Source organism: Gluconobacter sp. Dm-73 (assembly GCF_018256215.1).
Lineage (GTDB): Bacteria > Pseudomonadota > Alphaproteobacteria > Acetobacterales > Acetobacteraceae > Gluconobacter > Gluconobacter cadivus.
The window spans coordinates 111,921-124,407 of the sequence record NZ_JAERLW010000003.1; the positions used below are offsets into that span (position 1 = coordinate 111,921).

The 12,487-nt window shown below is 60.1% G+C and carries 8 protein-coding genes; 4 read left to right on the plus strand and 4 right to left on the minus strand.

Translation table 11 applies throughout. The annotated features are described in order from the left end of the window. Position 1: 1 nt before the first annotated feature. The gene (locus JK176_RS03900) at positions 2-2,419 is read left to right on the plus strand and encodes a beta-glucosidase (protein ID WP_211586497.1); all 2,418 of its coding nucleotides are present in this window, start codon (positions 2-4) and stop codon (positions 2,417-2,419) included. Next, a complete protein-coding gene (locus JK176_RS03905) occupies positions 2,416-4,641 on the plus strand; it encodes an MGH1-like glycoside hydrolase domain-containing protein (protein ID WP_211586498.1) in 2,226 nt (741 codons plus the stop codon). The genes JK176_RS03900 and JK176_RS03905 overlap by 4 nt, the downstream gene beginning before the upstream one ends. On the opposite strand, the gene JK176_RS03910 is transcribed toward JK176_RS03905, so the two are convergent. Beyond that, positions 4,614-5,600 carry a LysR family transcriptional regulator gene (locus JK176_RS03910; protein ID WP_211586499.1) on the minus strand — a complete coding sequence of 329 codons (987 nt, stop codon included), beginning with the start codon at positions 5,598-5,600 and terminating at the stop codon, positions 4,614-4,616. The two genes, JK176_RS03905 and JK176_RS03910, sit on opposite strands and share 28 nt — an antisense overlap. Before the next feature lie 113 nt (positions 5,601-5,713). On the opposite strand from JK176_RS03910, the gene JK176_RS03915 reads away from it, so the two are divergent. Continuing rightward, positions 5,714-6,736, plus strand: a complete 1,023-nt coding sequence (locus tag JK176_RS03915; protein WP_211586500.1) for an isocitrate/isopropylmalate dehydrogenase family protein — start codon at positions 5,714-5,716, stop codon at positions 6,734-6,736. Between the two features lie 33 nt (positions 6,737-6,769). Then, the gene (acnA, locus tag JK176_RS03920) at positions 6,770-9,460 is read left to right on the plus strand and encodes an aconitate hydratase AcnA (protein ID WP_211586502.1); all 2,691 of its coding nucleotides are present in this window, start codon (positions 6,770-6,772) and stop codon (positions 9,458-9,460) included. A gap of 42 nt (positions 9,461-9,502) precedes the next feature. On the opposite strand, the gene JK176_RS03925 is transcribed toward acnA, so the two are convergent. The 3 genes from JK176_RS03925 to ahpC all read right to left on the minus strand — a co-directional run bounded on the left by JK176_RS03925 (position 9,503) and on the right by ahpC (position 12,441). Beyond that, positions 9,503-10,135: a LysE family translocator gene (locus tag JK176_RS03925; protein ID WP_211586504.1), complete on the minus strand. Its 633-nt coding sequence runs from the start codon at positions 10,133-10,135 to the stop codon at positions 9,503-9,505. Between the two features lie 46 nt (positions 10,136-10,181). Then, positions 10,182-11,753 (minus strand): alkyl hydroperoxide reductase subunit F, encoded by a 1,572-nt coding sequence (gene ahpF / locus JK176_RS03930; RefSeq protein WP_211586506.1) that lies wholly within the window; start codon positions 11,751-11,753, stop codon positions 10,182-10,184. Between the two features lie 124 nt (positions 11,754-11,877). After that, positions 11,878-12,441: an alkyl hydroperoxide reductase subunit C gene (gene ahpC / locus JK176_RS03935; RefSeq protein ID WP_194261289.1), complete on the minus strand. Its 564-nt coding sequence runs from the start codon at positions 12,439-12,441 to the stop codon at positions 11,878-11,880. Positions 12,442-12,487: the final 46 nt, after the last annotated feature.

The window sequence follows — 12,487 nt, forward strand, 5'->3', positions numbered from 1 at the left end:
CATGGCGAACGCATTCCGAACCGAAGCGATCGCAATCGTTGCGCAGATGACGCTTACGGAGAAGCTTGATCTCGTCTGCGGAGACGGTCTGTGGCGCACGACCGGCGTGCCCCGGCTGGGTCTCCCTTCCCTACTGATGGTCGATGGCTCCAACGGTCTTCGCATAGTGCCAAACCAGATCTCCACAGACACACAAAATGCTGATCTCGGAGCTTTCCTTGATGCCGTAGAGACTACGGATGATCCAGAAAACCGGGATGACAACGTCCTTCTCGGCAAGAGCATCCCGGCGACATGCTTTCCCGCACTCTCAGTTCTGGCCAATAGCTGGGACATCACATTAGCTCATGAGGTCGGAACCGCACTGGCACTCGAATGCCGGGCTGCCGGCGCACAGATCCTGCTCGGGCCGGGGATCAACCTGCGCCGTTCGCCGCTGGCGGGGCGGGGTTTTGAATATTTCAGCGAAGACCCAATCCTGACGGGAGAAATGGCTGCAGGAGTCATTCGGGGGCTGCAGGACAATGGCGTGGGAGCGTCGCTCAAGCATTTTGCATGCAACAACTCCGAAACCGAGCGCATCAGCATGGATTCCGTCGTCGAGCCCCGCGCGCTGCATGAACTGTATCTGCTGGGGTTCGAGCGGGCGATCGCCCAGAGTAACCCGTGGACAGTCATGACGTCCTACAACCGGCTCAACGGGGTGCAGACATCACAGAACCCGTGGCTCCTGCGCGATATCCTGCGTGGTCGGTGGCACTATGACGGCGTGATCATGTCCGACTGGCACGGGATTCAGGATCTCCCCGCCGCAGTAAAATCCGGAAACGATCTGGACATGCCGTTCAATGCCGCCCGCAGACGGCGTCTTGAAAACGCCGTCTCAGGCGGGAACGTGCCGGTCGCGGTGCTGGACGAGGCCTGCATCCATATTGCGGCCCTGACGCTCCGGAGCGCAGACGCCCAGCGCAGACTGCCGGTTTCGAGCCCGGATTTCGCGGCCCACCACGATCTGGCGCGCAAAGCTGCCTCGCGCGCCTGCGTCCTGCTCAGAAACCAGAACGATCTCCTCCCCCTCACGCCGAAACCGGGCAACCGCCTTCTGATCATCGGCACAGGTGCGGTCTCCCCCGAAATTCAGGGCGCGGGCAGCGCCGCCGTCCGACCCATCCGATGTGACATTCCGTTGGAATGCCTGCAAGCGACTGCCCCTGAAGGCGTATCCATTCATTGGGAACCCGGCTGGAGCGTGAATGGCACGCATGACCCACACCGTCAGGATGCAGCCCTTGCCGCCGCACGCAGCGCTGAAACCGTCATCGTCTTCGCCTCCACCCCGCCCAGCGTTAGTGGCGAAAATGCCGACCGGCCCGATCTGGATCTCTGTCAGGCGCATAACACCCTGATCGCTGAACTAGCGAAGCTCCATAACAGGATTGTGGTGGTTCTCACGCATCCGGATGCTGTCGTTCTGCCATGGGCCGACAACGTGCAGGCCATCCTCTCAGCGGGCTATGCGGGGGCAGGATTTGGACAGGCCGTAGCCGATATCCTGTTCGGACCTGCCAACCCTTCCGGCAAAACATCCGTCACATGGCCGGTACGATCAGAAGACTGCCCAGCCTTTCTGGGCTACCCCGGCGAACAGGGGAAACACCTGTATCGGGAAGGCATTTTCGTCGGATACCGGTTTTTCGATATCCGACGAATAGAGCCTCTTTTCCCGTTCGGCCACGGATTGTCCTACACATCCTTCACCTACGCCGCCCTGAAACTAACGAATAACGCAGAAGGCATCGCAATTCAGTTTACGCTGTCCAACACCGGCACCCGGACAGGCCGGGAAATCTGCCAGCTTTATCTCGGACGGAACCCAGCCGCAGCCAACCGGGCCTTGCCCCATCATCCTCTCCGGGCCCTGAAAGGATTTACGACCGTTTCTCTGGAACCGGGAGAAAGCCGCGTCGTGACCATGACGCTGGACCGCCGCGATCTCGCCTATTTCGATACCGTACGCGAAGACTGGACTGTCCCCGCCGGAGCGGTCAGCATAGACATCGGATCATCCTCCCGCGATATCCGCCTGTCAGCCCCACTACACGTCATAGGCGACGCAACACCAGCACGATGGCTGGACCTGCATACCCCACCCGGCCAAGCGCTGGAGGTCCCCGGCGTGCAGGAAGAACTGATTGCATGGCTTGCTGATGTGACCGGCCAAAGCATCATCGAAACCCAAAACCGGCTTGCCCCCTGTAGTCGCTCCTTTCTCGGAATTTACGACACATTATGCTGGTCATTCGGCCTTGAACTGGACGAAACACGACTGGCACACATCCTTGACGACACCAACAGACGCAGTGGCGCAAGAAAACCCGGACATCGCCCCGACAATTGCAGCAAACAGGATCCGTCATGATTGTTGAGAGCACAGTGCCCCCGGTCCGCGCATGGAACACCTGGTCCGACCGCCCGGCGGCCATGACGTTCCTGCCGCTCGGCGTTCATGTCACGCCCCTGCTCTATTCCACCAGCCAGCGCAGCGCGACCCTGCTCCCACCGGGAAAGGATCTTCTGTTTGGTCGTCATGATATGGCCGGAGGGCTGGTGGAGTTCGAAACCCGGCATGGTGGGACGGAAATCGCATTCAGCTACGAGAAAGATGATCCCTATTGCCTGCTGGGGACATGGGAGGGGAAAGTTCTGGCGGAATGGGGCCTGCGTTACTGGGTAAACCTCTGCCTCTCTGCCGAATGCGGCGCCACCGTGACCTATAACGGCGAGGCTGCTGTTATCCAGTTAGGTTATCGGTACGTTGCCCTGATGAGCGACACGGCCCCCATTCAGGTCACAGCTCATGAAACGCTGAAAGCCGCAGCACAAGATTTCAACGATCACGGCTATTTCCAGACATCCAGCAGGGGAACATCTGCCCCCGTCATCACATTGCGCTTCAATCTGGAAATGATGCGCAAAGGGCGCTTCGCCGCAGCCGTAGCGGACAGCGAGGAACTGGCAATCGCGAAAGCCCGGGCCACGCTTGAATGCGCTCCCGAGAAAGAGTCTGCGCTTCCCACCCAGACCGGTCGGCACGCCGGAGCCTTGGATGCCGTTCGGGATGTCATGGGCTGGAACACCTTGTATGACGGCATCAATCGTCGCCCCTATACCACCTTCAGCCGGATCTGGAATCTGGGGACATTCGCGGTCTGGTACAACGATCAGACTTATTCCGCGCTGATGGCTGCCCTCCTTGATGGGCAGACTGCGCGCGAAAACATGGCGGTGGCCACGGCAAACGCAACACCGCAGGGTAATTTCGCCTGTCTCGCCACATCGAACGACACATGGGTGGATCGTACTCAGGCTCCGAATGGCGCATTCATGACGTGGATGATTTATCTGCGCCATCGCGAAAAATCATTTCTCGAATGCCATTACGAAGCTTTGTCCCGCAACCACACCTGGTGGCGCAGTGAGCGCGACCCGGATGGGATGGGGCTTGTCTCGTGCGGAACATCCAATGTCGGAGAGGCCTTGTACAAAGGCACTCACTTCGGAGCCCGCAATGAGACGGGGATGGACAATTCCCCAACCCATGACGAAGCACTCTACAGCCCCGAAACACGCACGCTGTCATTGCTCGATGTCGGACTCAACTGCTCTCTGGCGCTTGATGCGGAATGTCTGGCGCATATTGCGCGGGAGCTGGGACACACTGAAGACGCACAGACTTTCAATACACTAGCAAACGACACGCGTAGCAAAATCCGGGAACATTTATGGGATCATGAACGCAGCATTTTCGCCAATCGCCAACGTCATGGCGGGTTCGTCAACAGTGTCGGACCCACAAGCTTCTTCCCGCTGATCTGCGGTGCTGCCACGCCGGAACAGGCACAGTCCCTGATCAGACATTTCTCTGATCCGACCCGCTTCGATGGCCCCTATATGATCCCGAATGTCAGCCGGGATGACCCTGCCTCTGCAGATAACGTCTACTGGCGCGGCCGTATCTGGCCAAATGTGAATTATTTTGTGTGGCATGGTCTGCGGCGCTACGGGTTCGTCGCAGAAGCATCCCTGCTCGCCGAGCGCAGCATGGCGCTGTTCAACCAGTCATGGACGGACCGTAGAATCGCCGCAGAAAACTACTCGGCCACAACCGGCGAGGCCAACGACCAACCGGATACGGACCTGTTCTATTCCTGGGGCGCAATGCTGCCCATGCTGGGTGTTGCAGACGTTATGGACATCAACCCCTGGGCGGGCTGGGAACTGCATAATACAGGCGCAGACGTTACACTTGGCCCGATCCACACCCCAATCGGAAAAGTCATCATGACTGTTACGAATGGCCGCATGACGCTCTCCCGTGGGCAGGAAGAAATCCTCTCCTGGACCGGAACAGGCCGCCTTACAGAACTCAAAATCAGCGAAGGGCTCATGAGTTGCTGCATCCATGCTCATGGAGGCCAACAGGGAATTCTGACACCCGGCCCAACCTACGCCGCGCGGATTGTAGAAAGCCGTCTGGATGGCAAACCTCTTCCCGCCGCCCCAAACCAAAACATAGACCTGTCCGATAGTCATTCGGGGCAACGTCTCGATCTTTATCTCGCCCCATTACCCGCGGCATAACCATTCAGACATGGCCCGACTGGCAGACGAGGTTGATCAGAACTTCCATCCACATAAGTCTGCCTGATGCGCCGGGCCTGATGAATGAAATAAAGCTTGGCCCCCGTCATGCGGACAGAACGAAACACCAGATAAAGCGGTGCCGTCAGGGCCGTGCGAGAGGATAGCGGGATATAGACCACCTGTCCGGCATGATGCTGCTGCATGGACTGCGGGACGAGAGAGATTCCCAGTCCCCCGGCAACCAGATTGAGAGCCGCCAGAAGCTGCGGCCCCTTCTGATGGACCCGTGGCGTGAAACCCGCTCCCAGACAGGCATCCACGATCGTTTTGTACAGGCCGTTATTGTATTGGCTCTGATACAGAATGAAGTCCTCATTCTCGAGGTCTGTCAGTTTCAGCCCTGACGCCGGAGCGTCTTTCGCCAGACGGTGCGTTCGAGGAACCGCCACCACCATAGGTTCTTCCACGATCAGTTCGACCACAACATCCGACACATCGGGAATGGACGTCCGCACAAAAGCGACATCCACCGTATCCTCCCGCAAACCTCCCAGAAGCTGGCTGGAATTGCCCTCCGTCAGCGTCAGACCAACATCCGGCCAGGTTTCGCGGAACTGCCCCAGCATGTCCGGCAGACTGGGATGACACAGGGCGGAGTTGGTGAACCCGATCGACAGTTCCCCAGTCTCCCCCCGCACGATCCGGCGGACATCTTCGACGGTCTCATCCATACGCGCGATGACATCATACGCCCCTTTGAGCATGCTCCGTCCTGCGGACGTTAGCCGCATGCCCTTTGCATGACGCTCGAAGAGTTGCACCCCCAGTTCTTGCTCCACTCCCTTAAGCAGCCGCGTCAGCGGGGGCTGCTGAATGCCCAGCCGCTCGGCAGCCCGGGTAAGATTGCGCTCCTCGGCAATGGCGATAACGGCATGGAGGTGTCTGAGTTCGATCATTCCATACCTTTAAAGTATGATGAAACCCCTCTGCAAACATTGGTTCAGACACGGAACTTCTTTAAGGTCCGCCGCGTCACAGACACACCTCTTGCCCCGAACAGGAACGCGCCATGACCAAGACCATTCCCGCCACACTCATCGCCGGTGATGGAATTGGCCCCGAAATCATGCAGTCGGTCACGACCGTCATGGACGCCCTCGACGCCCCCTTCCTCTGGGACCACCAGAGCGCAGGCGTCGGCGCGTTCGAGCAGCACGGAACCGCTCTCCCCGAGGCTACGCTCGACAGTATCCGTCGCACTGGCCTCGTGCTGAAAGGCCCGCTGACCACCCCCGTTGGCAAGGGCTTCCGTTCTATCAACGTCACGCTGCGTCAGGCCTTCGATCTGTACGCCAATGTCCGCCCAACCCAGACGATCGTGCCCGGCGGACGGTATGAAAACGTCGATCTGGTCGTGATCCGCGAGAACATTGAAGGCCTGTATGCCGCGATGGAGCATTACATGGCCGTGGACGGAGACCCAGAAGCTGTGGCGTATGGCGCAGGCTTCAATACCCGCGCGGAATGCAACCGGATCGTCCGTTTCGCCTTCGAATACGCCATCAAGAACAACCGCAAAAAAGTGACGCTCGTCCACAAGGCGAACATCCTGAAAATCCTGAGCGGCCTGTTCCTGCATGAAGGCCGAAAAGTCGCCGCGGAATATGAAGGTCGCGTGGTGCTGGAAGAGCGTATCGTCGATGCCTGCGCGATGGAACTCGTCATCCGCCCGGAGAATTACGACGTCATCGTCACGACCAATCTGTTCGGCGACATCCTGTCCGATCTGACGGCAGGTCTCGTAGGTGGCTTAGGCATGGCGCCGGGCGCGAATATCGGCGAGAAAATGGGTATCTTCGAAGCTGTCCATGGCTCCGCGCCCGATATCGCCGGACAGGGCATCGCCAATCCGCTGGCGCTGATGATGGCGGGTAGCATGATGCTCGCCCATGTCGGACGGCTGGACCTCTCCGAACGGCTTGACGGTGCGATGAAGCAGATCCTTCAGGTCGAAGGCCTCCGCACCCGCGATCTCGGTGGCAAGGCCACCACGCAGGACGTCACGCAGGCCCTTCTGCGCGCCATCAACTAATTTCCTGACAGCCCTCCAAGGACCATTCCCATCATGAAACAGGTTGGACACGACCTTCTGGACTGCCAGCGCGACCTCTCGATCGAGGGGCGCTCGTATCGCTATTTCTCCTTGCCTGTGGCGGCTGAAAAACTCGGCGACATTTCGCGCCTGCCCGTCAGCCTGAAGGTTCTGCTCGAAAACGTCCTGCGCTTTACGGATGGCACGACCTATCGCGTTGAAGATGCACAGGCGATTGTCGACTGGACGAAAGCTGCACACTCCACCGCGGAAGTCCCGTTCAAGCCCGCGCGGATATTGATGCAGGATTTCACCGGCGTTCCGGCCGTGGTCGATCTCGCAGCCATGCGCGACGGCATCGTCTCGCTCGGCGGTGATCCGCAGAAGGTCAATCCGCTCGTCCCCGTCGATCTGGTCATTGACCACTCCGTCATGGTGGACGTGGCCGGACGCAAGGACGCGCTCCAGCAGAATGTCTCGCTGGAATTCGAGCGCAATGGCGAACGTTATGCGTTCCTGCGCTGGGGTCAGGAAGCGTTCGACCAGTTCCGCGTCGTCCCGCCGGGAGCGGGCATCTGCCATCAGGTCAATCTGGAATATCTGTCGCAGGTCGTCTGGACGGGCACGATCGGTGACGTCACCTACGCCTATCCCGACACGCTGTATGGTACGGATTCCCACACGACCATGGTTAATGGGCTTGGCGTTCTGGGCTGGGGCGTGGGCGGGATCGAAGCCGAAGCCGCCATGCTCGGACAGCCGATTTCCATGCTCATCCCCGATGTCGTGGGCTTTCGGATGGACGGGCGGCTGCCGGAAGGCACGACCGCGACCGATCTGGTCCTGACGGTCACGCAGATGCTGCGCGCCAAGGGCGTGGTCGGCAAGTTCGTGGAGTTCTTTGGCCCGGCGCTGGATCATCTGCCGGTCGCGGATCGTGCGACCATCGCAAACATGGCGCCGGAATATGGCGCAACCTGCGGCTTCTTCCCGGTCGATGCGCTGGCGCTCGACTATCTGCGGCAGACTGGCCGTGACGAGCATCGCATTGCGCTGACGGAGTCCTGGCTGCGCGCACAGGGCATGTTCCGCGATGCCTCCACGCCGGAGCCGGTGTTCTCGGACGTTCTGACGCTGGATCTGGGCACGGTCACGCCCTGCATTTCCGGCCCCAAGCGCCCGCAGGACCGGATCGAACTCTCCGCCGCCACCCCGGCTTTCGAAAAAGCCCTGACAGACGCACTGGGCGTCAAGCCAGCCGATATCCACAAGACCGCCCCCGTCGCTGGCACGGAGTATGCGATCGGGCACGGCTCCATCGTCATCGCCGCCATCACGTCCTGCACCAACACGTCCAACCCCGCCGTTCTGGTCGCGGCCGGACTGGTGGCCCGCAAGGCCCGCGCGCTCGGACTGATGCCGAAGCCCTGGGTCAAGACATCGCTCGCGCCGGGATCGCAGGTCGTGACAGACTATCTGGATCGCGCCAATCTGAGCGCCGATCTGGACGCGCTGGGTTTTGAGACGGTCGGATATGGTTGCACGACCTGCATCGGTAATTCCGGCCCACTGGCGAAAGAACTGGTGGACGCGATCGAAGGCAATGGTCTGGTCGCAACCTCCGTCCTGTCCGGCAACCGGAACTTCGAGGGCCGGATTTCGCCCAACGTGCGCGCCAATTATCTCGCAAGCCCGCCGCTCGTCGTCGCCTATGCGCTGCTGGGAACGATGCGCGAGGACATCACGACGGCTGTTCTGGGGCATGCGCCCGACGGCACGCCGGTTCACCTGCGCGATATCTGGCCGACCAACCACGAAATCGCCGAGCTCGTCGGCTCCGCCGTCACACGCGAAGCCTTCGTCGAGCGCTACAGCCACATTACGGAAGGCACCAAGGAATGGCAGGCTCTGGCCTCTGCCGGAACCTCAGCCACCTATGACTGGCAGCCGGGCTCGACCTATGTGCAGAACCCGCCCTATTTCGACGGTCTGACCGCCGAACCCGCGCCGACGAAGGACATTTCCGGCGCGCGGATTCTGGCGCTGCTGGGCGACAACATCACGACAGATCACATCTCCCCGGCTGGTGCGATTGCGGCCTCTTCGCCTGCGGGGGTGTATCTTCAGGAGCATCAGGTTGCGGTGAAGGATTTCAATTCCTACGGCTCCCGTCGCGGCAATGACCGCGTCATGGTCCGGGGGACTTTCGCCAATATCCGCATCCGCAACGAGATGGCACCGGGAACCGAAGGCGGCGTCACGCTGCATCAGCCGGATGGCGCACAAATGTCCATCTATGATGCTGCCAGCCGCTATGCACAGGATAACGTGCCGCTCGTGGTGTTCGGAGGCAAGGAATACGGGATGGGCTCGTCGCGGGACTGGGCCGCGAAAGGCACGCGCCTACTGGGCATCAAGGCCGTCATTGCCGAGAGCTTCGAGCGCATTCACCGCTCCAATCTCGTGGGTATGGGCGTCCTGCCCCTGACCTTCGAACCGGGCACAACACGCAAAACGCTGGGACTGGATGGAACGGAGACGATCGCCATTCACGGCATCGAAACCCTGACGCCGCGTCAGACTCTGACCATGACAATCACCCGTCAGGATGGCAGCACGCAAGATGTCCCGCTGCTGTGCCGTGTCGATACGGTCGATGAGGCGGACTATTACCGTAACGGGGGCATCCTGCCCTACGTCCTGCGCGGAATGGCTTCAGCCTAAAAAAAATGGTGGGGCTTCGGCCCCGCCATTTTTGTTTGAAATTCAGGCTCTGCGGCTCAGTGCCAGCTTGAGGCTGAACGCCAGAAAAATACTGCCTGTCAGCCGGTCCATGCGGCGCACAACCGTCGCACTCGACAAAAACCGCCCCAGCGGCACCGTCAGCACAACGAGCAGCGCCAACCATGCAAACGACAGCAGCGCCTGAATGGCCGTCAGAAGGAGCGAAAACTCCTTCACGTTCACATGCGGCGGAATGAACTGCGGCATGAACGTCATGTAAAAAATGCCAACCTTGGGGTTGAGTAAATTCGTCAGCAGACCGCGCCGGAAGGCCGCTCGGGCATCGGCCTGTATCGGCACTGCATCCGCTGTTCCAAGGGACGTCCGGGGGTGCAGGATCAGCCCGATCCCAAGCCACGCCAGATACAGCGCACCGGCCCATTTGACGACCGTAAACGCCGTTTCCGACGCGGCCAGCAGGGCCGTCAGGCCAAATGCTGCCGCGAGCCCCCAGATCCCCAGCCCAAGACAGATCCCCACAACCGCGGCCAGACCGGCCTTCCAGCCGGAGGTTGTAGCAGTTCGCAGCGTCATGGCCGTATCAAGGCCCGGCGTAATCGTGAAAACAGCAGCCGCAGCCGCGAAAGTGAGAAGGGGGATCAGGTAAGGGTGCATGATCAAAATCTACACCCCGCTCTGAAAATCCCCAATCCCCTTTTCCTTATCCGGCTTTTGCAGCCACAGGCAGACGGATCAGGTAATCAAATGCGGACAAGGACGCCTTGGCTCCCTCACCCATGGCAATGACGATCTGCTTGTACGGGACCGTCGTCACATCTCCCGCTGCAAACACGCCGGGGACAGATGTCGCGCAGTGGTCATTGATGACGATCTCGCCATACGGGCTGAGTTTCAGCGCGCCCTTCAGCCATTCGGAGTTGGGCAGCAGACCGATCTGAATGAACACGCCATCCGTCTTGACGTGATGCAGACCGCCATCGCCGTCGCTATAGGTCAGACTGGTAACTTCCTTACCGTCACCTTCGATCTTGGTGGTCAGGGCATTGGTCAGAACCGTGACATTCGACAGGCTCAGCAGCTTGTCCTGAAGCACCTTGTCCGCCTTCAGATGTGCGCCACGCTGAAGCAGGGTGACGTGCGACACAATCCCCGCAAGGTCAATTGCCGCTTCCACACCGCTATTGCCGCCACCAGCCACCACAACCGGGCGTCCCTTATAGAACGGACCATCGCAATGCGGGCAATAGGCCACGCCCTTCGTGCGATACTCGTCCTCACCCGGAACCCCCAGATGCCGCCAGCGCGCGCCGGTCGCGATGATGACCGTCTTCGAACGGAGCGTCGCACCGCTTTCCAGAACGATCTGGTGCAGACCACCGACGTCCTCAGCCGGGATCAGCTTGGCTGCCAACTGCGAGGCGATAATCTGGACGTCATACTGCCGCACATGAGCCTCAAGTGCTGCTGAAAGCTTCGGCCCTTCCGTTTCCTGCACGGAAATGAAGTTCTCGATCCCGGCCGTATCCATGACCTGACCACCAAACCGCTCCGCCACAATACCGGTCCGCAGGCCCTTCCGGGCGGAATAGATCGCCGCCGCATCACCAGCAGGCCCGGCGCCAAGCACCAGCACATCGAACGGCGCCATGTCGTTCAGCTTTTCCGCCGAACGGGCGACCGAAGCCGTATCCAGCTTGGCCAGAATATCCGCTACTTCCATCCGGCCAGACGCAAAAGGCTCGCCGTTCAGATAAACCTGCGGGACCGAGCGGATGCCGAGGCGCTCCACTTCTTCCTGAAAATCCGCGCCATCAATAGCAGTATGATGGATCTTCGGATTCAGCACGCTCATGGCATTGAGCGCCTGCACCACGTCCGGGCAGTTCTGGCAGGACTGGGAGAAATACGTCTCGAAATGGAACTCCCCGTCCAGCGCGCGGATCTGTTCGACCACATCCGCCTCGATCTTCGGCGGATGGCCGCTGACCTGAAGCAGCGCCAGAACCAGAGACGTAAACTCATGCCCCATCGGCAGACCCGCAAAGCAGACCTGAATATCCGTATCCGGACGGCGGATGACGAATGACGGCGTACGGGAACCCTGCCCCTTGTCCGAAAACGTCACCTTGGGGGACAGGCTGGCAATATCTTCCAGCAGGCCACGCACTTCTGCCGAACGGGCATCCGCGCCGAGGGTCGCCTCAAGCACGACCGCATCACGCAGGTACTCCATATAGGCGCGCATCTGGGTTTTCAGGTCGTCCTGAAGCATCTTTTTTCTCCGGATTACGGGACTGAATATTTGGAACCGGAAGACTGTCCGGCGCAGGCGCCTCCCTCAGGAGGCGGAAGCGGGTGGAGCCCGAAAGCCCCACCCTGATCAGATCCGGGAGGGATCAGATCTTGCCGACGAGGTCGAGAGACGGCTTCAGCGTCTCGCCGCCTTCCTTCCACTTGGCCGGGCAGACTTCGCCCGGATGGCTTGCGACATACTGCGCAGCCTGAATCTTCTCCAGAAGTTCGGTCGCACTACGGCCGACACCACCGGCGGTGATCTCGATGTACTGGATCTTGCCTTCCGGATCGATCAGGAACGTGCCGCGATCGGCCATGCCAACTTCTTCGATCAGCACATCAAAGTTGCGTGCAATCGCGCCCGTCGGATCGCCCAGCATCGTGTACTTAATCTTGCCGATGGCTGGGGACGTGTCATGCCAAGCCTTGTGCGTGAAATGCTTGTCCGTGGAGACGGAGAAGATTTCCACGCCCAGCTTGTCGAAAGCGGCCTGGTTGTCGGCGAGGTCTTCGAGTTCCGTCGGGCAGACGAACGTGAAGTCGGCCGGATAGAAGAAGAAAACGGACCATTTGCCGCGAACGTCGGAGTCCGTGACCGTGAGGAACTCACCGTTGCGGAAAGCATCGGTTGAGAAGGGCTTCAGCGGGGAGTTGATGCGTACCATCAGACTGTCTCCTGACCTTGGGTTGGTGTTGTGTTGCGGACTCTGT

Coding starts and splice junctions, on each gene's coding strand:
- JK176_RS03900 (WP_211586497.1), top strand. CDS start 2: ATGGCGAACGCATTCCGAACCGAAGCGATCGCAATCGTTGCGCAGATG.
- JK176_RS03905 (WP_211586498.1), top strand. CDS start 2,416: ATGATTGTTGAGAGCACAGTGCCCCCGGTCCGCGCATGGAACACCTGG.
- JK176_RS03910 (WP_211586499.1), bottom strand. CDS start 5,600: ATGATCGAACTCAGACACCTCCATGCCGTTATCGCCATTGCCGAGGAG.
- JK176_RS03915 (WP_211586500.1), top strand. CDS start 5,714: ATGACCAAGACCATTCCCGCCACACTCATCGCCGGTGATGGAATTGGC.
- acnA (WP_211586502.1), top strand. CDS start 6,770: ATGAAACAGGTTGGACACGACCTTCTGGACTGCCAGCGCGACCTCTCG.
- JK176_RS03925 (WP_211586504.1), bottom strand. CDS start 10,135: ATGCACCCTTACCTGATCCCCCTTCTCACTTTCGCGGCTGCGGCTGCT.
- ahpF (WP_211586506.1), bottom strand. CDS start 11,753: ATGCTTCAGGACGACCTGAAAACCCAGATGCGCGCCTATATGGAGTAC.
- ahpC (WP_194261289.1), bottom strand. CDS start 12,441: ATGGTACGCATCAACTCCCCGCTGAAGCCCTTCTCAACCGATGCTTTC.